This is a genomic window from Streptococcus suis YS56 (genome assembly GCF_000440115.1).
GTDB lineage: Bacteria > Bacillota > Bacilli > Lactobacillales > Streptococcaceae > Streptococcus > Streptococcus suis_L.
The window spans coordinates 1-20,991 of the sequence record NZ_ALMY01000062.1; the positions used below are offsets into that span (position 1 = coordinate 1).

Sequence of the window (20,991 nt, forward strand, 5' to 3'; positions counted from 1 at the left end):
GTACTACTTTGATTGATGTTTGGTTATGATTTTCGTTTTCTGAAAACGAATTTTTCTTCATGCGTTTGGCGTGGTAAATCAGCCGAATAAAATAAAAAAATGCAAGGTCAATAGTGACCTCACATCATATTCTGCGGTTCATTGTCAATAATCAGCCGCAAATCTTGATTTTCTCTCTCCTGTGTCCAATCCAAAATCTGATTGAGCACCTCTTCCAAACGGTCTTCATGCCGGTATTTCAAGATAATCTGGTAGTGGTAGAGATTATGGGTTCTGGCAATGGGCTTGGGCGTCGGTCCCAGGATTTGAATTGAATCTGTTAAATGTTGACGGAGAAAGGCTACAGTTTCATAGGCTTTTTTCACGACAAATTCTTCCGACTTGTGCGAAAAGGTTAAGCCAACTGTAAAATAGTAAGGTGGATAGCCAAGATTTTTCCGAATGCCCATCTCATAACGATAGAAACCTTCATAATCCTGCTCTTTGGCAAAAGCAATGGCATAATGATTGGGGTTATAGGTCTGAATCAGGACTTCCCCTTCCTTATCAGCTCGACCAGCCCGACCGGCTACCTGAGTGAGCAACTGGAAGGTCCGCTCAGAAGAACGGAAATCAGGCAAATTGAGAGCCGTATCAGCATTGAGCACTCCAACCAGCGTCACATTTGGAAAATCCAAGCCCTTGGCAATCATCTGGGTTCCCAGAAGAATATCCGCTTCGCCTCGACCAAACCGTTCGAGTAAGTCCTCATGAGCACCTTTTTTCTTGGTAGTATCCACATCCATACGCAAAATTCTAGCCTCTGGCAAGAGCTCCCGCAATTCATCGTAGGCCTTTTGCGTACCCGTCCCATAATAACGAATGGAGCGACTTTGGCAGTTTGGACAGGTCTGAGGAATCCCCTTTTGAAACCCACAGTAGTGGCAATTCATCGTTTTTGTGTCCATATGGAGCGTTAGGGAAATATCACAGTTGGGACACTGGTCAACACTCCCACAATCACGACACATGACAAAAGAAGAATAGCCTCGGCGGTTTAACATTAGGACAACTTGTTCATTTCGGTCTAGTTTTTCTTTAATCTTATCAATTAAAACAGGCGTAAAATTACTAGCCTCCTGCTGACCGATATAATCACGGAAATCCACAACTTCCACTTCTGGAATACGAGCCAAGGGATTGGCCCTCTGGTTAAGAGTCAGTCTTCCATAGACACCTCGACTAGCCCGAGCCCGTGTTTCAAGACTCGGCGTAGCAGACCCCAAGACCAGAGTCGCCCGATTATAATCAGCCCGCAACTTTGCCACATCACGCGCATGGTAGCGTGGATTGCTGTCCTGCTTGTAGGTCGCCTCATGCTCCTCATCAATGATGATAACACCCAAATTTGTCAATGGTGCAAAAATAGCCGAGCGAGCCCCGACAACTACTTGGGCATTTCCCGCCTCAATCTTTCGCCACTCGTCATACTTCTCACCGTCAGACAAGCCCGAATGCAAAATAGCAACCTGCTGACCAAAACGAGAGATGAAACGATTGGTCATCTGAGGGGTCAAGGAAATCTCAGGTACCAGCATAATAGCCGTTTTCCCCATCTTCAAGACCCTATCAATGACCTGGAGATAGACTTCCGTCTTCCCAGAGCCAGTCACTCCTTGCAGTAGAAATGTCTGACTTTCCTGACTGATAGAGGCCACAATCTCCCGAACCGCAATGGCCTGCTCCGGATTCAAATCCAAGGCCTGCGATTTTTCCACCTTATCAAAAACACCCTGAGTCCGCGACACTTCCTCTTCCCAGACTTCAATATAGCCTTTTTCTTGGAAATAGCGGAGCGTATCAGCTGAATAGTCCGATTTTAGGTTTGAAAAGAGCTGATCATCCGAGTGTTTCAGAAGAAATTCCCTTAACTGCTGGCGTTTTTTGGCCCGATTGCTGATGTCTGCTTCTCGTAATTTCTCCAGACAAACACGGTACCATTTTTCAGTTTTGATTTGTTTTTTGTCCTTGGCCACATAGTCTACCAAGATTTTTCCTGACTGGGCCAGACGCATGATTTTCCCTTGCTCTGTCACGTCCAAGTCAGAAAAACGAATCTGCTCCTTATCACCAAACAGACTAAGCTGCTCTGCCATTTCCAAACCAATCCCTGGACGGATCAATTTGTCATAGGTCGAATTGAGCAAGCTGGGTAGCATGGATTTTAAGAGGGTAATTTTATAGGAGAAGACCGACTTCCTCATCTGGTCCGCCAACCAAAATTGCTCTTGATTGAGAACAGGACTATAGTCCAAAACCTCGGCAAGCTCTTTCAAGTCTTGTACCTTATTTTCGTCATCTTCATCAATCAAGTCAACTATAATCCCTTGAATCAGCCGATTTCCCTTGCCAAAGGGTACATGGACACGCACGCCAACCATGAGCCCCTCTTCCAACTCAGCTGGAACGCGATAAGAATAAGCTTGATCTGTCTGCATCAAAGGAACGTCTACAATAACCTGTGCTAACATCCTTCCTCCTTTCTGTAAAAAATCTAACAATCCGTAAGTGAAAAGAAACCCGGATGGTAATCCCAACCGAGTTTTTTATTAAATCTTTTCGCCTTCTTCTTTTTCTTTAGCAATTTGTTCTTTGATTTTCTTCTCTTCTTCTTCCGCCAAACGTTTAGCCTCTTCGGCACGGCGACGAACTGCCTCACGTTTTGCTTCTGGATCTGGGTGGATAACCACATTACCAGATTCAATTTCTTCCAAGGCACGAAGGGTTGATTTTACAGAAGTAAATTCTTGAGTTGGTTTTGCTCCCGCTTCCAATTCATGGGCACGTTTGGCCTCAAGAATAACCAATGAGTACTTAGATGGTACCTTATCCAACAAGGTATCAATAGATGGTTTCAACATCATAGTTCTATTCTCTACTTTCTATCTATAGTTCCTTACTTGTTCACATCACGAATCATTTCATCGTAGCGTCCAATCACACGGTCCACTCGGAAATGCTCCGCTTCGATTATGCGTTTCACACGTTCAGCTGCCAACGGAACTTCATCATTGACAACTGCATAGTCATACTCACGCATCAAGGCGATCTCTTCCTTGGCACGTTCGATACGTTGAGCAATGACTTCCTCACTATCCGTTCCGCGACCAATCAAGCGATCTTGCAACTCCTCCAAGTCAGGTGGTGTCAAGAAAATGAACACCCCATCTGGAACCTTTTTCTTCACTTGGAGAGCACCCTGTACTTCAATTTCTAAAAAGACATCAATTCCCTTATCAAGAGTTTCATTGACATAGGTCAGAGGTGTTCCATAGTAATTTCCAACGTACTCTGCATATTCCAACATTTGACCCTGGCGAATCAAATCTTCAAATTCCTCACGACTACGGAAGAAATAGTCAACTCCATCAACTTCTCCCGGTCTCTGTGGACGTGTCGTCATGGATACAGAATATTCAAATTTATTATCAGAGCTTTCAAAAATTTCCTTTCGAACTGTTCCTTTTCCAACACCAGATGGGCCAGAAAAGACAATGAGTAAGCCTCGCTCTTTCATGATATCTCCTTTAAAATCTTTCATTCTAGTGTAACAAAAATCCCTAGGAATTTCAACTGATTTTAAATGAGCAAAAGAATTTTTCACAAAGAAAGAGGAGCTAATCTAGCTCCCCCTAACTTATTTAGCAACATCGGTTGCTCTTGTTTCACGGATGACAGTGATTTTGATATTTCCTGGATAATCCAGATTATTTTCAATTTTCTCACGAACATCATGGGCCAAGATGGTAATTTGATCATCAGTGACCTTGTTAGGATGAACGATAATCCGAATTTCACGACCAGCCTGAATAGCATAGGATTGTTTAATCCCTTCGAAACTGTTGGCGATTTCTTCCAAGTCTTGCAGACGTTTGATGTAGGCTTCCATAGATTCACGACGCGAACCTGGACGAGCAGCGCTCAGAGCATCTGCCGCAGCCACAATAACTGCAATAGTACTTGTCGCTTCTACATCGCCATGGTGACTAGCAATCGCATTGATAACAATTGGATTCTCTTTATATTTCTTAGCCAATTCTGTACCGATTTCAACGTGGCTTCCATCCACCTCACGGTCAATAGCTTTACCAACGTCATGTAGGAAACCAGCTCGACGTGCCAAATTCACATTCTCGCCCAATTCAGCAGCAAGTACACCTGCTAATTTAGCAACTTCGATTGAGTGGCGAAGAACATTTTGTCCATAAGAGGTACGGAAATGCAAACGTCCCATGATTTTAATCAAGTCTGGATGAAGGTTTGGTGCCCCAACTTCATAAGCAGCAGCTTCCCCATACTCACGAATACGGTTATCCATTTCTACACGGTGTTTCTCAACCAACTCCTCAATACGAGCTGGATGAATACGACCATCTTGAAGCAAGGTCTCCATGGTCATACGGGCAATCTCACGGCGAATCGGATCAAAACCTGATAGAACAACCACTTCTGGTGTATCATCAATGATAACATCGATACCTGTGAGACTTTCAAAGGTACGAATATTTCGACCCTCACGTCCAATAATCCGTCCCTTCATCGCATCATCCGGTAAATGAACCGATGTAATCGTCTGCTCAGCCACATATTCACCCGATATGCGTTGCATCGCTTGAGCTAACAAGTCCTTTGCCATCTTATCAGAACGTTCTTTTACTTCACGCTCTGCTTCCTTGATACGAGTCGCAATTTCATGCGTCAATTTATCACGTGTATCGGTAAGGATGATTTCCTTCGCCTCTTCTTGACTGAGGGCCGCCACTCGTTCTAACTCCAAAGCTTTTTGTTCTTCGAGTTTTACAACTTCTTGTTCACGCTCATCAATGTGCTTAGCTTTATCGGTCAGACTTTGTTCCTTTTGTTCCAAAGTCTTTTCCTTGTTGGTCAAATTATCGTCTTTGCGGTCCAAGCTGGTCGCCCGCTCTGTCAAGCGTGATTCGATTTGCTTCAACTCTTGACGTTCTGACTTAAATTCTTCTGCAATTTCTTCTCGGTACTTACGAGCTTCTTCCTTAGCTTCCAAGAGTAATTCTTTTTTCAAGGTCTGGCGATCGCGCTCAGCTGTTTTTAGAATAACCTCAGCTTGCTCTTCTGCTCGACCACGAACATTACTAGCTTCTTGTTCTGCATTTAAAAGGGTTAATTCTGCAGTTTCTTTTGCAGATTTCATCTTCAAAGAAATGGCAAAGTAGCCAATTACTAAACCAATGAGAGCAGAAACAAGAGCCACTACAAATGCAATGATTCCCATATTTCTACCTCTTTTTTAAAATTCGATTTTCACAAAATCTGTATCTATTTTATCATATTTGAAACGATTTCACAATTCCAAATTGTCAAATATGGTATAATAAATTCATCACTTATTTGGAGGAAACCATGAAAAAAGAAGTCACTGTCGAAAGCTTCGAGCTAGACCACACTATTGTAAAAGCACCTTACATCCGCTTAATTTCTGAAGAAGTCGGACCCAAAGGAGACATTATTACAAACTTTGATATTCGCCTTATCCAACCCAACGAAAATGCAATGGATACAGCTGGTCTACATACCATCGAGCATCTATTAGCTAAACTAATTCGCCAGCGCATCGATGGGCTAATCGACTGCTCTCCTTTCGGGTGTCGGACAGGTTTCCACATGATTATGTGGGGAAAACAAGACTCTGAAAAGATTGCTCGAGTCATCAAGTCGAGTTTGGAAGAAATTGCAGAAGGTATCACTTGGGAGGATGTTCCTGGGACAACCATTGAATCATGCGGCAACTACAAAGACCACAGCCTTCATTCAGCTAAAGAATGGGCAAAACTAATCCTTTCTCAAGGAATCTCTACCGATGCCTTTGAAAGAAAACCAATCTAACAAAAAAGCGGATAAACCGCTCAGAACGTAGACAAACTCCTAAAAATATAAAAAATTGAAGAAGTTTGCGAAAGATAGCAAGTCATTAAACTCTTAGAAACATTGATATTTCGGCGTTTCTGAGAGTTTTTTATTTTCAACATAAAGAAAAAAAGATTGAAGAAAATTGTCCAAAATGGACTTTTTCTTCAATCCGAAGCGACTAAACCGCTTTTTTGTTTAATAATCCAAGGCATCAGAATGACCAGCACCATTGCCGACAAAGTAGCCTGTCTTACAATTTATAGAGAACAAGTAGGTCCCATCTGGTTTAAACATATTGTAGTAGCCATTGCCGTTGATAATATTAACTTTTTCCAAGATATATTGATTGCCTGTTATATACCCACGTTGTTGCGAGATAGTCACAATATTTTCAAGAATACCTGGATTGAAATTCCATGCTTCATTGTTTACATCATCAATCATTGCTTGATTATAAGGAACACGACTGCGGTCACGTTGCAAGACGACACCAGCTGGCACGGCAATACCAAAGTCGGTTGTTGAGCCTGAAACCGTTGTTGAAGCGACTTCTGTTGTCGCTGGTACACCAGTAGATACAGTTTCATCAGCACCTTGGTTGCTTGTGACTGCAGCCTCACTTGCTACCGTAGCCGAAGCGACTTCCTGTTGTGAACGACCAAAATTCACGACTGATGCTAATAGACTGTCAACTGCACTAATCCCTGTCGTTGTCGCAGAAAGAGATTCTCCTGATTTAACCGTCGCCGTTGTATCAATTTCACCATTAACAACGACTTCTTTATCAAACTGACCATTAATGGCCTGAATGGCTGCAATGGCTTTTTCAAGATGATCATACTGTTCTTTAGCTTTGGTATAACCGTCCGAATTCTTATCCAATTTTTCCAACAGCACTTTCAGTTCTGCTAATTTACCAAATTCTGAATTTTTTAGCTTGGTCAAACTACTATCCGTAAAGAAACTATTATAGAGCTGTTCAAAAGCGGTCACATTCGCATCTGTCGAACTTGATGCTGTCGATGACGTCTGGCTTGTACTTGTTGAACTTGAAGAAGTCGCAGTATTCGATTTGTTAACCGAATTCATCCAAACCAGGGCCGTCGCCATTACACCAATCATTGAAAGCCCTACTGCTGACCAGAAGTAAAATTTCTTTTTTTGGTCCCTATCTGCGCCCTCACTATGGTCCAAGTCTTCGGCCTCATCTTCTTCCAATTCTAAACTAGAATCATCTGCCATTGGAGATAACCCCTCCATTGCTACAGTACTTGCAATCACTGTTTCTTCCAAGGTTTCCATCGGAGTTACCGAAAGTTCTTCTACAATAGGAGCAATCTCCTCACTAACTTCCGTAAGAGAAGACTCATTTGCTTCTACCTCTTCCGCGCTTTCATGTCCTTGATTTTTTTCCTCATCAGCCACCTCAACTAAAGGAAGAAGATTGATTTTGGTTTCAAATTTTTGAGATTCAATTTCTGCGCGGTGTTGCTTGATATAACGATCCAAGAGACCATCATCTTCTGTCACACCCGCTTCAATTTCCTTATGTTTTTTGACTGCTTCTTCGATTGTTAAATCTTTCGCCACTTCAAAATCTAAAACTTTTTCCTCATCCAAAGGAAGATGATGACTATTTTTTTCTCCCACGATGTCCTCCTATCCTTGCACTTCTTGCACTTGACGTTTCACTCGTTGACCAAAAAATTGATAAAGATCCACTTTTAGGGTACCATTATACAGTTTGCGTTTCTTATCCGCTTGCTGTCCAAAACGGGTTTCAAACAACTCATCACTAGTTAGAATAAATTTAGACCATGTTTTGAGTGGTTCAAAAGTCTGCCCCATTTCTCGATACAGGGTAACAATGGCTTCATCATCCAACAAACGTTCTCCGTAAGGTGGATTAGAAATAATGACACCATTAATTTTATCTGTACGCAAGTCTTGCACACGCATTTGCTTGAAAACAATATCCTGCTCAACTCCTGCCGCAAATGCATTCTTCTTCGCAATTTCAATCATACGAGCATCAATATCTGATCCAGCAATATCTAATACCAAATCTGCCTTGATAGAAGCTTGTGCTTCTTTGCGTAATGCAGCCACCAATTGATCCTCAACCCACGGCCATTCCTCAAATGCAAAACTTCTCTTCAAACCTGGGGCTATATTTTTGGCCAACATAGCTGCCTCAATACAGAAAGTTCCCGATCCGCAAGTAGGGTCAATAAGCGGTTTATCTGGATACCAATTCGATAATTGCAAAATAGCAGCTGCCATATTTTCTTTGATTGGGGCGCCACCTTTTTCCACACGATAACCACGTTTGAATAAACTAGAACCAGTCGTATCAATCATGACTGTCGCCACATCTTTCAAAATCGACACTTCAATTTTAAACTCTGCCCCCATCTCTTGTAAGGGAACCCCTTCGGGACGAGAGAAGTGTTTCTGCAGTTTCTTTACAACTGCTTTCTTAGAAATAGCCTGCACACTTGGTTCATTATGCAATTTCGATTTGACACATTTGGCCTTGGAAATAGGGAACTTGCAGCCTAGAGGCAAGTAATTTTCCCAGTCCAAGTTAAAAACTCCTTGGAACAACTCTTCAAAAGTCTTTGCTGGAAATTGTCCAACAATGATTTTGATTCTATCTGCTGAACGCAACCAGATATTGGTTTCGATAATGGATTTTACATCTCCTTGGAATCGAACACGGCCATTTTCCACTTGACATTCATAGCCGAGATTACGAATTTCTCGACCCACAACCGCTTCCAGACCTGCTGCTGCCGTCGCAATCAACTCAAATTGTTTTTTCATTTTTTTCCTCTACAATAAAAGCTAGCAGAGCTAGCTACCTATTTTATGCAATTTTCTGTAAGCCATGTTTTGTTCCGGTGGTACTAGGTTCTACCACCTTCGATAACCATCTGTCTACTGTTCTAAACAGTCAGGATTTCTGTTCATTTCCATCCATCCCATGCCCCGACCAAAGTTTGGGTTGCTAGCTTGAGGGGTTTACCGCGTTCCATTTTTTACGTTTCCATAAAAACTTCGTCACTGTGGCACTTTCAGATCTACTCTGGCATATCAAAAGACTTAGCCATTTTAACCGCCGTAACGCCCAAGGGCGTCCCTAGGCTTATTGATTCGCCTAGCACAAACACTACTGGCATCTCAGCCAGTGCTAGCATGGACTTTCCTCATGGTAGAAAACTACCACGCGATTATCCAAAAATTGCACCTTAATTATCTTAGAAGTTGTATCTACAAAGCAAGCCACTTTAAATCAAGGAATATCTCTGACACAAATACAGAATGTATTTGTGCACAAGAAAATTACTGCGAATAAAGTGTCAGTTTAGGTGTACAATTTTCTATTCTTGATCCTGAACGATTTGTTTTCCAAATACTTCTTTCTCCAGACGGTTCAGACGGCGGAGAATATCAAAGTTTGTCGCTGAAGATGAACGTTCTGTACGCAATACGTCGTTCGATTCTTCAGTAGGAAGAGTTGTTTTGGGAGAATTTGCTGCCTGCGCTTTCAATCGAGCAATTTCGCCTTTTAATTCCTTGATAATCGCTTCATAAGCATCGTAGTCTTTCATAATATCATCAAGAAAATCGTTCACTTCATCTTGGTCATAGCCACGAAAACCAATTTTAAAATCTTGCTCGAAAATATCTTTTGTCGTAAATTTAATACTTGCCATCTCTCTCTCCCTAATCTAAAACGTCACTACTCCTATTATATTAAAAAAAATAGGGAAAAATCAAGTCAAATCACTCAGAATTTGAAAAATTTTCAGCCTCCTCATTCAATTCTTCAAAGGTAAGCGTTTTTCTATTATATCCTTCTTTCTTTAAGACCATGTGATATAAATATTTCAAATTGGTTTCATTTTCAGAATCGTAAAACAAATAACAACCTGTCGTATTATCCAGTAGAAACTGGTTATAGTCTCTAAATTGCCCTGGGTTTTCATAGCGTGGATAGGCATACTTTACAAAATCAACCTGCTTAAACCGTGCTAACTTTGCTTGGTTAGCCTCATTCCACTGTTCGCCATGATTTTCAAATGGAAATATTGTTGCAATACTCAGTTGATACCCCTCGGCTCGTAAATCTTCTAAGACTTCTAAGGCCCAGTATTCAAAGCCCAATTGACCTGTCAGTATAAACCAACTAACACCCTCTTCTAAAAAACGAATAAAATTCCTACGAATTGCAGATTTAATAATGTGCAGTCGAGGATCTTTTTCTGAAAAAATTCCCAGGTCTGTATGTCTATAACCTGTTACCAAAAGGCTCTTAGTATCCATTTCTTGTACTCTTTTCTCTAATTATGGTATAATATGCTGATATTATTTTATCAAGAAGGAGTTCTATGGTCAATTATCCTCATAAGGTGTCAAAAAAAATCAATAGAACCAGTCCTATTTCATCCCAGCGAGTAAACTTTGCTAATCGCGGAATGTCTTTTGAGGCCGCTATCAACGATAGCAATCAATATTACCTTGCGCACGACATTGCTGTCATTCACAAGAAGCCAACTCCCGTGCAAATTGTAAAAGTTGATTACCCCAAACGGAGCCGTGCTAAGATTGTCGAAGCATACTTTCGACAGGCATCTACCACAGACTACTCTGGTGTTTTTAAAAGACATTATATTGATTTTGAAGCGAAAGAGACACGCCAAAAAGCATCCATGCCCATGAAAAATTTTCATGCGCATCAGATCGAACACATGAAACAGGTTGTAAAACAAGGTGGCATTTGTTTTGTCCTTCTTCACTTTTCAACATTAAAAGAAACCTATCTCTTGCCTGCCACTCATTTGATCGAATTTTATCAAGTAGACATGGGTAGTAAGTCGATGCCTCTAACCTTTATTCGACAATACGGCTTTGAGATTCAAATGGGGCGTTTCCCCAGCATCCCATATCTGGAAATCGTTGAAAAAAATCTATTAGGTGGTGAATCTTTTGAAAACTACAACAATTAAAAAAGCTCTTCTAATCACTGCAAATATGTTACTTGCGGGGGCTATCATTGCCTGCCTGGCCGGAGCTGCATTGGTTGTTTACTACATCCAAAGCGCTCCAGAATTGACAGAAGAATCTTTGACAGCAACTGTGTCAAGTAAAATTTACGATAAGAACGGAAATCTTATTGCAGATTTAGGAGCAGAAAAACGTTCGAGTGCTAAGACTGAGGAAATTCCAACAGACTTGGTAAATGCGATTGTCGCAATCGAAGACCAACGCTTCTTCAATCATAGAGGGGTTGACGTGATTCGTATTGCGGGTTCCCTGATTAATAACTTGAGCGGAGGACGTTTGCAGGGTGGCTCGACACTTGACCAACAGCTTATCAAGCTGACTTATTTCTCGACATCCGTAGAAGATCAAAATCTAAAACGGAAAATTCAAGAGGCTTGGCTGGCTACTCAATTGGAACGCCGCAATACCAAACAAGAGATTTTGACCTACTACATCAACAAGGTGTATATGTCAAATGGTAACTACGGTATGAAGACTGCTGCTCTTGCTTTTTATGGAAAAGAGTTAAAAGATTTGACTCTTCCTCAATTAGCTCTTTTAGCAGGAATGCCCCAAGCGCCAAACCAATATGATCCTTATACCAATCCAGAAGATGCAAAAACACGTCGCGATTTGGTATTGGCTGAGATGCTGGAAGAAAAGTACATTGATAATACCCAGTATGAACAAGCTGTTCTAACACCTGTAACAGATGGTTTGCAACCATTATCTAATGCAGCTGCTTATCCTGCTTATATGGACAACTATCTGAAACAAGTCGTTGAAGAAGTTGAAGCCAAAACAGGTTACAACTTGCTGACAACAGGGATGGATGTCTATACGAACGTCGATCCTGCCGCCCAGCAACAACTTTGGAATATCTACAATACAGATATGTATGTCAGCTATCCAGATGATTTATTACAGGTAGCTTCAACGGTTGTGGATGTTTCTAATGGTAAAGTCGTTGCGCAATTAGGTGGTCGTAAACAAGAAACAAACGTCTCATTTGGTACCAACCAAGCCGTTGAAACCAACCGAGACTTTGGTTCTACAATGAAGCCAATCACTGACTATGCTCCTGCTTTTGAAAACGGCATTTATACATCTACAGCAGATTTAATCTTAGATGGTCCTTATAATTACCCTGGTACAACAACTCCTGTCAATAACTGGGATAAACAATACTATGGTAATATCTCTGTTAAGACTGCTATTCAGTATTCTCGAAATGTTACAGCCGTTAAAGCATTGGAAGCTACAGGCTTAGAAAATGCCTTGAAATTTTTGAATAGCGTTGGTATCAATTACCCAGATATTCATTACTCTAATGCTATTTCAAGTAATACATCCGACACTGGTAGCCAGTATGGGGCAAGTAGTGAAAAGATGGCTGCTGCCTACGCCGCTTTTGCCAATGGCGGCACATACTACGCTCCGCAGTATGTCAATAAAATTGTCTTTAGTGACGGAACAGTAACAGAATACGCTCCTCAAGGGACCAAAGTCATGTCTGCCGAAACAGCCTACATGATGACCGATATGATGAAGGCTGTTATGTCTTACGGTTATGGATTAAACGCTTCTGTTAGTGGAGTTCCTATGGCAGGTAAAACAGGTACATCAAACTATACCGATAGCGAAACGGATACTATTCTAGCTTCAATTCCAGAAGCAAATTATAGCTACATGGTCGTTCCTGATGAAAACTTTGTTGGATATTCTAGTCAGTATGCAATGGCTGTTTGGACCGGATATACCAATCGTATGACTCCTCTCCTTGATAACAGCATGCGAATTGCAACAGATGTCTACCACAATATGATGCTCTTTATGCATTCGGACTATACTGCTACCGATTGGGAGTTGCCAAGCGGACTCGTACGTTACGGTTCCAACTACTATCTCAGAGGTAGTCGCTCACTCTCCAATGCTTATAACACGTACACTAGCTCTAGTACAAGTTCTTCTAGTTCGACTGAAACTAGTGAAACAACCGAAGCGACGACAACATCAAGCGAAACATCATCTGGAACTGCAACCGAGACTGCAACTTCTTCAGCTGAAACTGCAACAACAGGAAACAATCCTGCGACGGGACAGACAGATGGTCAATAAGAAAATTCCCAGACTCTTCTGGGTTTTTCTTTTGCTTAAATTATGATAAGATAAGATTATGAAACCTGAAGTATTTTATAAAACCTTGGCAGACCAAGGTATTCAATTAACTGACCAACAAAAACACCAATTTCATCGCTATTTCCAACTATTAGTGGAATGGAATGAAAAAATCAACCTGACAGCTATTACCGAGGAAAGCGAAGTCTATCTGAAACATTTCTACGATTCTATCGCTCCAATCCTGCAAGGCCATATTCAGAATGAACCTCTTCGGCTTTTAGATATTGGAGCTGGAGCTGGATTTCCTAGCCTACCTATGAAGATTATCTTTCCGCAACTAGATGTTACCATCATTGATTCTCTTAATAAACGAATTAACTTTTTACATTTGCTTGCCGAAGAACTAGAGCTCGAAGGTGTTCATTTCTATCATGGTCGTGCAGAAGACTTTGCACAAGATAAGAACTTCCGTGCACAATTTGACCTTGTCACAGCACGCGCAGTTGCCCGCATGCAGATTCTTTCTGAATTGACTATCCCTTATTTGAAGCTCAACGGAAAATTAATCGCACTCAAGGCGTCCAGCGCAGAAGATGAATTGACACAGGCAAAAAATGCACTCAATCTCCTCTTCGCAAAAGTCATCGAAAACCACGACTATACTCTTCCAAATGGCGACCCTCGAACATTGACCATCGTCGAAAAGAAAAAGGAAACTCCAAATAAGTTTCCACGCAAAGCTGGTATGCCAAATAAAAGACCCCTTTAAACATAAGAAAAGCGAGTTTCACTAAAAAACCCGCTCTTTTATTATCCAATTTTTGTAATATTGGTTGCTTGAAGACCACGTTGGCCTTGCTCCACTTCAAATGTCACTTTTTGACCATCTTCCAAAGATTTAAAACCATTAGACTGAATTTCAGAAAAGTGTGCAAATACATCTGGACCGTTTTCTTGAGCAATAAAACCAAATCCCTTTTCTGCATTAAACCATTTAACTGTACCTTGTACCATTTGTGTTACCTCTTTTTTATTTATTTGTAAAACTTATCAAGAGGAAAAACAAAAGATGAAACTGATACTTAAACTCTAAACTTATTTACATTCTCTACTGTAACAGTATATTTCCTATATGTCAACGATAAAGGGTTGATCGCCCAATAAATTCAATAATCATCGCCACGGATTATAGAATCGCCCCTGATTAACAAAAAATAGATAGATTGTCACGACTACTAGAGCAAGAATAAATAGCAAGACAGCGTAATCTATTCTCTGTAGAGGCTGTTGGGTATACCATGTTCTTTTTTTATTCTTTCCAAAACGTCGCAATTCCATAGCCGTTGAAATCGTATCAATCCTCTCCAAGGAGCTGAAAATCAGAGGAATGACAAGGGATAGATTCCCTTTTATACGATCCATCAATTTTCCTTTCCTTGACAATTCCAAACCACGCGCTTCTTGAGACAGTCGAATCGTATAAAACTCTTCTTGAATATCTGGAATATACCTCATGGTCAAACTGACTGCGTAAGCAACTTTGTAGGATACCCCAATTTGATTCAAGCTGGAAGCAAACTGGCTAGGATGAGTGGTCATGAGAAAGATAATCGCTAAAGGAACTGTACAAAAATACTTCAAGAGAAGATTCACCAGATAAAATGCTTGCTGACTCGTCAAGGAATAAACTCCCAGACCTGATAGCAAGGGAGTATCTGCTCCGTAAAGTTCCACTCCATACCGTGGTGCAAACAAGTGAACCATCAGGGCATTCATTGCAGCAAAAATGATCGTCAGAAGTAAAACAAGAGAGATTTCTTTATAACGAATCCCTGACATTTTGAACAAGGCTAGAGAAAATACTGCGATAAAAAGAATCAAGCGGGTATCGTAAGTAATCATAGCAAGAATGGAAACTATGAGAAAAAAGAGTAATTTACTGACAGCCGATAAACTATGAATAAAGCCAGTTCCTGGATGGTAACCAATTAGTTTTTGTTGACTCATCTTCCTCTCCTTTCTTCCTGCATATAAAACGTAGTTAATTCTAAGGGATTAACTCCCAACCTCTCCGCCAAGTGAAAAATTGATGTTTCTTTTAAATTGGCTCGCTCAATCACCGTATCATCAGATAAAATTTCTGCTGGACTGGCATCTTCAATAATCTGCCCATCCACCACAACAACAGCTCTATCTGAATAATCTAGCATGAGTTGCATGTCATGGGTAATCATGACAATGGTGTGCCCTTGAGCATTTAATTGGTCCAAAAACTCCATCATTTCCCGATAATGTCGTTGATCTTGTCCTGCTGTTGGCTCATCTAGCAAAATAATTTCTGGATTGAGAACCAAGATAGATGCTATCGTTACCCGTTTTTTCTGCCCATACGAAAGTGCCGAAATCGGCCAATTACGAAACGGATACAGGCCACATACCTTCAAGATATGGTGAACTCGGTGTTCGATTTCTTCTTCTGTCACCCCTCGCATGCGCAAACCAAGGGCAACCTCATCAAAGATCATCGTTTGGCTAATCATTTGGTTGGGATTCTGAAGAACATAACCAATCCGTTCTGCTCGCTCTTTAACAGAATCTTCTTTGATTGACTGCCCCTTCCAGAGAATCTCACCCTCACCCTGAATAAAACCACAAAGCACCTTGGCTAAAGTAGATTTCCCAGCACCATTTTTTCCAACAATAGCTAGACGTTCCCCCTTATGAATCGTCAGTTGAATGTCTGTAAGAACTTGTTTATTAGGATAGGAAAAATGAAGATGCTCGACTTCTAACAAAGCCTCTTTCTCTCCATTTTCAAAGTGTAGAGTCGGTAGGGATGCTATATTCAAAGCCTCAATATCAATTTCCCAAACTGAGGAGAGGTGTTCTGCCTGCGCAATCGGATACCCTAAGGCGCGAAGAGTCGATAGATATAAGGGTTCACGGATGCCGTTTTCCTGTAACAATGAGGTACGTAATAAATCATCAGGTCCTCCATTGAACAAAATCCGACCGTCATTAATCAATACAACTCGGTCCACCTGACGATACAGTACGTCCTCTAAACGGTGTTCGATAATAATGGTTGTGGTCCCTTCTTGCTTGTGCAGACGGTCAATCAAATCAATCGTATCTTGGCCCGATTTGGGATCTAAATTAGCAAGTGGCTCATCAAACAACAAAATAGGACTCTCATCAATAAGAACTCCGCCCAGACTGACACGTTGCTTTTGACCTCCAGATAAATCTTGTGGTCGATGTGCCAGCAAATCGGTCAAAGACAGTCTTTCTGCCCAATCCCCTACTTTTTGCTTCATCACCACCTGGCTTTCCATGTCGTTTTCCAAAGCAAAAGCTAGGTCCTCGGCAACTGATAAGCCAATGAATTGACCATCTGTGTCTTGAAGAACCGTTGATACGAGCAAGGACTTATCATAAACTGAAAGATTAAAAGCTTCCTGACCATCCAATAGTAAACTTCCGCTATGTTCTCCCTTGTAAATATTGGGAATAATACCATTAAGACATTGTCCAATCGTCGACTTTCCTGAACCAGATGGCCCAATAATCAGAACTTTCTCTCCCTGATAAATCGTTAACTGAATATCTTTTAAAGTGGGTTCCTGTTGCGCTTGGTATCTAAATGTAAAATCTTTAAACTCAATGATTTTTTTCATAGGACTATTATAGCGTAAATTGACTCTGAAAAAAAGGAAGAATCATCAGTTTCTCCCTTTTCAAATACCTTCATCCATGATTCTAGAGCAGATGAATTCTACCTTCTTACCTCACAATCACATTAAAATGATGCCCATCAAGGTCCGTAAAACTTGCTCCATAAAAGCCGTGGGCATCTGTCGAGCGATCTGCAATTGGTCCACCATTTACTTCAACACGCTCGATAAGTCTACCCACTTCTTCCCTACTCACCACATTAAGCGAAATCAAGACTTCATCTCCTTCTCTTTTCTAATTGATAGGCTTCGTATAGAATGGACTGAAAAAATATAAAAATTCTGATTGCACAGAAAATTGCACTGATTTTTCAATGCAATTTTGGTATTACTAAGCATTTGCTGGAGTCAGAGTTTCCCCAATCGCTTCCAAGCGTTCTGCCCATTCTTGACGAGTCAAGCCGTTTTCAGAAATGTAACGGTTGCGCTCATGAGCACGGCATTCAGCTGAACAGCCACGAACATACTTGTGCTCATTCTCTTCTGATGTCAAAATACGACGGTTACAGAATGGATTGCCACAGTTGACATAGCGCTCACATGGTGTGCCATCGAACCAGTCCTTACCAACGACAACTGGGTTAACATGGTTAACATCGACCGCGATGCGCTCGTCAAAGACGTACATCTTACCATCCCACAATTCGCCACGAACTTCTGGGTCTTTACCATAGGTTGCGATACCACCGTGGAGCTGGCCAACGTCCTTGTAGCCTTCACGAACCATCCAGCCTGAGAATTTCTCACAGCGAACACCACCAGTACAGTAAACAACCACGCGCTTGTCCATGAATTTTTCTTTGTTGTCACGAACCCATTGTGGCAATTCACGGAAGTTGCGGATGTCTGGGCGGATGGCACCACGGAAATGACCTAGGTCGTACTCGTAGTCATTACGCGTATCCAAAACAACTGTATCTTCATCCAAGAGAGCCTCTTTGAACTCTTTTGGTGACAAGTAGGCACCTGTTGTTACAAGTGGGTCAATGTCGCTGTCGAAGTCGTTGTCTTCCAAACCAAGGTGAACAATTTCTTTTTTATAACGAACAAACATTTTCTTGAAAGCTTGCTCATTTTCTTCATCAATCTTAAACCACAAATCGCTGAACAATGGATTTGCATGAACGTAGTCCATGTACTTTTGAGTTGTTTCATAGTCACCAGAAACAGTACCGTTGATTCCCTCATCAGCAATCAAAATACGTCCTTTGAGTCCGATAGACTTACAGAAAGCTAGATGCTCAGCAGCATAGGCTTCCGCATTTTCAATTGGGACATATTTATAATAAAGTAATACACGAATGTCTTTTGACATGATTTCTCCTTCTCAATCTTTGCAATAGATGATAAAACTCTGTCATTTCTAATAAATGATACCTTACGATTATATCGTTTAGCCCCTCAAAAGACAAAAATCTGAACTGAAAATTTAGAACCTGTATTCGCAGGTTCAGTGCTTATATGTAAAAAATACGGTAACATGGATGACATGCTGCCGCATTTATTGAAGGTTCGCTATAACTTCTTAGTCGTCTAATTCTATTTTCAGCTGTCGGAGTTTTTCCAAGGTATCATGTCCGATAAGTTGGTCCACTTTTCGCTTATGGCGTCTAGCGATATTTTCTTTCCATTTATCTTCAATAGGATTATGTGGCTTCTCGATTTTCCTTTGCTCTTTGATTTCTCTTGCCTCCTGCCACTCCACTCCTTTAATAACTTCTTCCCAATAGCTGGCAATGGCAGAGCAGAGATAGAGTTGGACCTTATTCAACCAGTGTCCAAAAAAAGTTTGCGGAGCACTTTCCTCCACTAGCCGATAGGTCCTTTGGATTTCAATAAGTTGACTTTGATATTTTTCCCACTGGAGCATAGCTTTACTCGGCTTTTTTCGATAAAGTTGACGCTGTTTGATTAGAGCTATATACGGTGCAACAAAACGGCTCGTCCGTATCTTAATAAAATTTCTGGAGGAGCGAATGGCCACCAGCATGCCTGAGGCCAATAGGCGTTCAACCTCCCTTGCCTGATGATCTGGAAAACGGTAATGGACTTGCCACCCCTCTTCTTCAACCACTAAGCGAATCTGCATCCTACCATTTTGCCAACTCGCCTCCACCTCTTGCTTTTCATCCCATAACTTTTGAAAAAAGAGAAGAAGGTAGTAGCCTTGCTTACTAAGTTCATACCAACTGTTCGTGTGGTAAAGGTAGGTCCGAATCGCTCCTTTCATATAAAATTCGCCATGGAAATCATAAAAAGTTGGCTGTTTATATGTAGATTGTGATGGGTGGTTACTAACTCGGAAAACCTTATAATAATAACTATTCCAAAGAATGCATCCATAAATTGATTTCGTCGTTTTCGATTGATAAAGACTTAAAACTTCCTCGTCAGGATTGAGTATAGAATGAATAATCGGTCCCAACTTTTCTTCTGTCCAGACCATACTTCTCCCCTTGAACACATGTTTTTGTTTGTTTTATATTATTATATCATATATGTATTTTTTTGTATTAAAAAACCCTAGAATTTTTTCTAGGGAAAATAAAAACTTAATCTTTAGACAAGCTACCTGTCTTCGTTTGAGATTTTGCGTAAACAGCCAAAAGGAGTGTCCCTGCAATAGCAACTGTAATACTGTTTACAACACCTGCTACAAGTCCCTGTGCAAAGACCTTATTCGCCGCCTCACTGTAGATAAGAATATCTAAAACTGGGGCAATGACTCCCCAAGCAAGCACATTCGCCGCAATCTGAACAAGGTTAAAGAAAAGAATATCTTTCCCTTCAAAAATCCCTTCTTGAATACGCAGACGTTTTTTGGTAAGACCAACAACCAAACCAAAGACCCCTGATGCCAAAATCCATGACCACCATGGACCGTAAGTCAACGAATCCTTAAGCGTGTGACCAATGAAACCGACCAAGAAGCCAACCACAGGACCAAATACAACTGCCAATAGCGATTGAACAGCGTATTGAAGCTGGATAGAAGTATTTGGGACAAAGGTTGGGATGTTGATTAAATGACCAATAACCACAAAGAGGGCTGCGCCGATACCAGTAGCAACGACTGTTTTGATTGAATTATTTTTCATAACTATCCTATCTCCTAAAATTTCTTTAATTACTAATACGTTTGATTTCAATATGCCAGTTTTGACCTACACCGACATTATAAGCCTTGGCAAATGAGCCCTGATTAATCGCAACACCTACACGATAGAGGGAATTGATATAAATCAATGACTGTCCGATACGTACATCCGCAAAGGACTTGCCGTAGGTTACTTGGTTTTGATACACAAGCATGTCGTTATTGTATATGGTCACTTCAAAGCGATCTTCAAACTGCGGTTGCAAGGTGTAAAATTCTTCCCTCGTAATCGAGGTCCAAAGCGAGCCGAATCGAACATCTAGAATATCAATTGCACCTTTTACATAATCTGAACCAACTTCCGTTGGGACTGTTGGAATTTCCACAATCTTATCCACGCTTAATTCTGGACCAACTTCTTCAAAGCTAATGTGTCCAGAAGCCAATTTAGCTCCCGTATAGGCATAAACATCTCGACCATGGAAGGTGTACGAATGTTCTGTATTGGCACGGCGATTGGCCACCTCTGAAATTTCTCGAACCGCCTTTATCCCCACATATTTTTTGATGAAGGATAGCGTCCCATTATCTGGCGTTACAATATAGTGATTTTGTTCGGTCAAAGCTACTACACTCTTACGTTTTGAACCAACTCCTGGGTCAACAACCGAAACAAATGTTGTCCCCTCCGGCCAGTATTCGACCGTTTGAAAGAGGCGATAAGAACCTTCAAAGATATTATACGGAGTAATATCATGAGTTAGATGGTGAACAACTAAATCTCTCGATTCTTGGAGAGCAACACCAATCATCGCTGAAACTGCACCATCAACTAAACCAAAATCTGATTGTAAAACAAGTAAATTATTTGACATACATTCTCCTAATCTTATTACCGTTCTATGATAACAGAAAACTCGTGACCATTCAAATAGATATTTCCAAAGCCTAGCTATAGTTTTTCCTTATACCTCATCTGTCAAGCACTCTACTATCAGCCACCGAAAACTCCGCAAATTTTCCCATCGTACCTTCTTCGAACTTAAGATAAAATCCCCCACTCTC

20 protein-coding genes and 1 other RNA gene are annotated in these 20,991 nt (G+C 41.0%); 4 read left to right on the forward strand and 17 right to left on the reverse strand.

The window, feature by feature from the left end; genetic code table 11:
- Positions 1-119: 119 nt before the first annotated feature.
- The 4 genes from SST62_RS0107025 to SST62_RS0107040 all read right to left on the reverse strand — a co-directional run bounded on the left by SST62_RS0107025 (position 120) and on the right by SST62_RS0107040 (position 5,290).
- Positions 120-2,510, reverse strand: a complete 2,391-nt coding sequence (locus tag SST62_RS0107025; protein ID WP_029186804.1) for a primosomal protein N' — start codon at positions 2,508-2,510, stop codon at positions 120-122.
- A gap of 78 nt (positions 2,511-2,588) precedes the next feature.
- Complete coding sequence (gene rpoZ, locus SST62_RS0107030) at positions 2,589-2,903, reverse strand: DNA-directed RNA polymerase subunit omega (RefSeq protein WP_004195201.1); 315 nt, start codon at positions 2,901-2,903, stop codon at positions 2,589-2,591.
- Positions 2,904-2,935: 32 nt separating this feature from the next.
- Positions 2,936-3,556: a guanylate kinase gene (gene gmk, locus SST62_RS0107035; RefSeq protein WP_029186805.1), complete on the reverse strand. Its 621-nt coding sequence runs from the start codon at positions 3,554-3,556 to the stop codon at positions 2,936-2,938.
- Between the two features lie 120 nt (positions 3,557-3,676).
- Entirely contained in the window at positions 3,677-5,290 is a 1,614-nt protein-coding gene (locus SST62_RS0107040; RefSeq protein WP_029186806.1) for a ribonuclease Y, read from the reverse strand.
- 128 nt (positions 5,291-5,418) lie between these two features.
- Here SST62_RS0107040 and SST62_RS0107045 point away from each other — a divergent pair, with 128 nt between their 5' ends.
- Positions 5,419-5,901 carry an S-ribosylhomocysteine lyase gene (locus SST62_RS0107045; RefSeq protein ID WP_029186807.1) on the forward strand — a complete coding sequence of 161 codons (483 nt, stop codon included), beginning with the start codon at positions 5,419-5,421 and terminating at the stop codon, positions 5,899-5,901.
- Positions 5,902-6,120: 219 nt separating this feature from the next.
- Here the strand turns inward: SST62_RS0107045 and SST62_RS0107050 are convergent, their stop codons facing one another.
- From SST62_RS0107050 to SST62_RS0107070, 5 genes are all read right to left on the reverse strand, one after another.
- Complete coding sequence (locus SST62_RS0107050) at positions 6,121-7,575, reverse strand: cell division site-positioning protein MapZ family protein (RefSeq protein ID WP_029186808.1); 1,455 nt, start codon at positions 7,573-7,575, stop codon at positions 6,121-6,123.
- Between the two features lie 9 nt (positions 7,576-7,584).
- A complete protein-coding gene (locus tag SST62_RS0107055) occupies positions 7,585-8,751 on the reverse strand; it encodes a THUMP domain-containing class I SAM-dependent RNA methyltransferase (RefSeq protein WP_024377209.1) in 1,167 nt (388 codons plus the stop codon).
- A 53-nt stretch (positions 8,752-8,804) separates the two neighbouring features.
- An RNA gene (gene rnpB, locus SST62_RS1000000112285) (RNase P RNA component class B) lies at positions 8,805-9,170 on the reverse strand.
- 138 nt (positions 9,171-9,308) lie between these two features.
- Positions 9,309-9,644: a cell division regulator GpsB gene (gpsB, locus tag SST62_RS0107065; RefSeq protein WP_023369467.1), complete on the reverse strand. Its 336-nt coding sequence runs from the start codon at positions 9,642-9,644 to the stop codon at positions 9,309-9,311.
- A gap of 70 nt (positions 9,645-9,714) precedes the next feature.
- Positions 9,715-10,254, reverse strand: coding sequence for a DUF1273 domain-containing protein (locus SST62_RS0107070; RefSeq protein WP_024406404.1), 540 nt, complete (start codon positions 10,252-10,254; stop codon positions 9,715-9,717).
- Positions 10,255-10,319: 65 nt separating this feature from the next.
- Between SST62_RS0107070 and recU the strand changes: the two genes are divergently transcribed.
- From recU to rsmG, 3 genes are read left to right on the forward strand one after another with little or no spacing between them, the layout of a single operon-like run.
- Positions 10,320-10,937: a Holliday junction resolvase RecU gene (recU, locus tag SST62_RS0107075; protein WP_004194173.1), complete on the forward strand. Its 618-nt coding sequence runs from the start codon at positions 10,320-10,322 to the stop codon at positions 10,935-10,937.
- The gene (gene pbp1a / locus SST62_RS0107080) at positions 10,918-13,092 is read left to right on the forward strand and encodes a penicillin-binding protein PBP1A (RefSeq protein WP_029186809.1); all 2,175 of its coding nucleotides are present in this window, start codon (positions 10,918-10,920) and stop codon (positions 13,090-13,092) included. Before recU ends, pbp1a begins: the two co-directional genes overlap by 20 nt.
- 58 nt (positions 13,093-13,150) lie before the next feature.
- Positions 13,151-13,864 (forward strand): 16S rRNA (guanine(527)-N(7))-methyltransferase RsmG, encoded by a 714-nt coding sequence (gene rsmG, locus SST62_RS0107085; RefSeq protein WP_004195222.1) that lies wholly within the window; start codon positions 13,151-13,153, stop codon positions 13,862-13,864.
- Between the two features lie 41 nt (positions 13,865-13,905).
- Here the strand turns inward: rsmG and SST62_RS0107090 are convergent, their stop codons facing one another.
- The 8 genes from SST62_RS0107090 to SST62_RS0107125 all read right to left on the reverse strand — a co-directional run bounded on the left by SST62_RS0107090 (position 13,906) and on the right by SST62_RS0107125 (position 20,801).
- Positions 13,906-14,109, reverse strand: a complete 204-nt coding sequence (locus tag SST62_RS0107090; RefSeq protein ID WP_004195223.1) for a cold-shock protein — start codon at positions 14,107-14,109, stop codon at positions 13,906-13,908.
- A 159-nt stretch (positions 14,110-14,268) separates the two neighbouring features.
- Entirely contained in the window at positions 14,269-15,102 is an 834-nt protein-coding gene (locus SST62_RS0107095) for an energy-coupling factor transporter transmembrane component T family protein (RefSeq protein WP_029186810.1), read from the reverse strand.
- Positions 15,099-16,772: an ABC transporter ATP-binding protein gene (locus tag SST62_RS0107100; protein WP_029186811.1), complete on the reverse strand. Its 1,674-nt coding sequence runs from the start codon at positions 16,770-16,772 to the stop codon at positions 15,099-15,101. Before SST62_RS0107100 ends, SST62_RS0107095 begins: the two co-directional genes overlap by 4 nt.
- Positions 16,773-16,878: 106 nt before the next feature.
- Positions 16,879-17,010, reverse strand: coding sequence for a hypothetical protein (locus SST62_RS1000000113020; RefSeq protein WP_266578319.1), 132 nt, complete (start codon positions 17,008-17,010; stop codon positions 16,879-16,881).
- Positions 17,011-17,160: 150 nt separating this feature from the next.
- On the reverse strand, positions 17,161-18,144 hold the full coding sequence (locus SST62_RS0107110) for a rhodanese-related sulfurtransferase (protein WP_029186812.1): 984 nt from the start codon (positions 18,142-18,144) through the stop codon (positions 17,161-17,163).
- A gap of 210 nt (positions 18,145-18,354) precedes the next feature.
- The gene (locus SST62_RS0107115; protein WP_029186813.1) at positions 18,355-19,275 is read right to left on the reverse strand and encodes a hypothetical protein; all 921 of its coding nucleotides are present in this window, start codon (positions 19,273-19,275) and stop codon (positions 18,355-18,357) included.
- Between the two features lie 106 nt (positions 19,276-19,381).
- Positions 19,382-19,927, reverse strand: a complete 546-nt coding sequence (locus SST62_RS0107120; RefSeq protein WP_029186814.1) for an ECF-type riboflavin transporter substrate-binding protein — start codon at positions 19,925-19,927, stop codon at positions 19,382-19,384.
- Between the two features lie 25 nt (positions 19,928-19,952).
- On the reverse strand, positions 19,953-20,801 hold the full coding sequence (locus SST62_RS0107125; protein WP_029186815.1) for an SAM hydrolase/SAM-dependent halogenase family protein: 849 nt from the start codon (positions 20,799-20,801) through the stop codon (positions 19,953-19,955).
- Positions 20,802-20,991 lie beyond the last annotated feature (190 nt).

Excerpts from the sequence above, each read along its gene's own strand:
- SST62_RS0107045 (WP_029186807.1), top strand. The coding sequence starts at position 5,419 with ATGAAAAAAGAAGTCACTGTCGAAAGCTTCGAGCTAGACCACACTATT.
- gmk (WP_029186805.1), bottom strand. The coding sequence starts at position 3,556 with ATGAAAGAGCGAGGCTTACTCATTGTCTTTTCTGGCCCATCTGGTGTT.
- SST62_RS0107110 (WP_029186812.1), bottom strand. The coding sequence starts at position 18,144 with ATGTCAAAAGACATTCGTGTATTACTTTATTATAAATATGTCCCAATT.
- SST62_RS0107095 (WP_029186810.1), bottom strand. The coding sequence starts at position 15,102 with ATGAGTCAACAAAAACTAATTGGTTACCATCCAGGAACTGGCTTTATT.
- SST62_RS0107090 (WP_004195223.1), bottom strand. The coding sequence starts at position 14,109 with ATGGTACAAGGTACAGTTAAATGGTTTAATGCAGAAAAGGGATTTGGT.
- gpsB (WP_023369467.1), bottom strand. The coding sequence starts at position 9,644 with ATGGCAAGTATTAAATTTACGACAAAAGATATTTTCGAGCAAGATTTT.
- SST62_RS0107070 (WP_024406404.1), bottom strand. The coding sequence starts at position 10,254 with ATGGATACTAAGAGCCTTTTGGTAACAGGTTATAGACATACAGACCTG.
- SST62_RS0107055 (WP_024377209.1), bottom strand. The coding sequence starts at position 8,751 with ATGAAAAAACAATTTGAGTTGATTGCGACGGCAGCAGCAGGTCTGGAA.
- SST62_RS0107120 (WP_029186814.1), bottom strand. The coding sequence starts at position 19,927 with ATGAAAAATAATTCAATCAAAACAGTCGTTGCTACTGGTATCGGCGCA.
- SST62_RS0107100 (WP_029186811.1), bottom strand. The coding sequence starts at position 16,772 with ATGAAAAAAATCATTGAGTTTAAAGATTTTACATTTAGATACCAAGCG.
- SST62_RS0107115 (WP_029186813.1), bottom strand. The coding sequence starts at position 19,275 with ATGGTCTGGACAGAAGAAAAGTTGGGACCGATTATTCATTCTATACTC.
- rsmG (WP_004195222.1), top strand. The coding sequence starts at position 13,151 with ATGAAACCTGAAGTATTTTATAAAACCTTGGCAGACCAAGGTATTCAA.
- SST62_RS0107025 (WP_029186804.1), bottom strand. The coding sequence starts at position 2,510 with ATGTTAGCACAGGTTATTGTAGACGTTCCTTTGATGCAGACAGATCAA.
- SST62_RS0107040 (WP_029186806.1), bottom strand. The coding sequence starts at position 5,290 with ATGGGAATCATTGCATTTGTAGTGGCTCTTGTTTCTGCTCTCATTGGT.
- recU (WP_004194173.1), top strand. The coding sequence starts at position 10,320 with ATGGTCAATTATCCTCATAAGGTGTCAAAAAAAATCAATAGAACCAGT.
- SST62_RS0107125 (WP_029186815.1), bottom strand. The coding sequence starts at position 20,801 with ATGTCAAATAATTTACTTGTTTTACAATCAGATTTTGGTTTAGTTGAT.
- rpoZ (WP_004195201.1), bottom strand. The coding sequence starts at position 2,903 with ATGATGTTGAAACCATCTATTGATACCTTGTTGGATAAGGTACCATCT.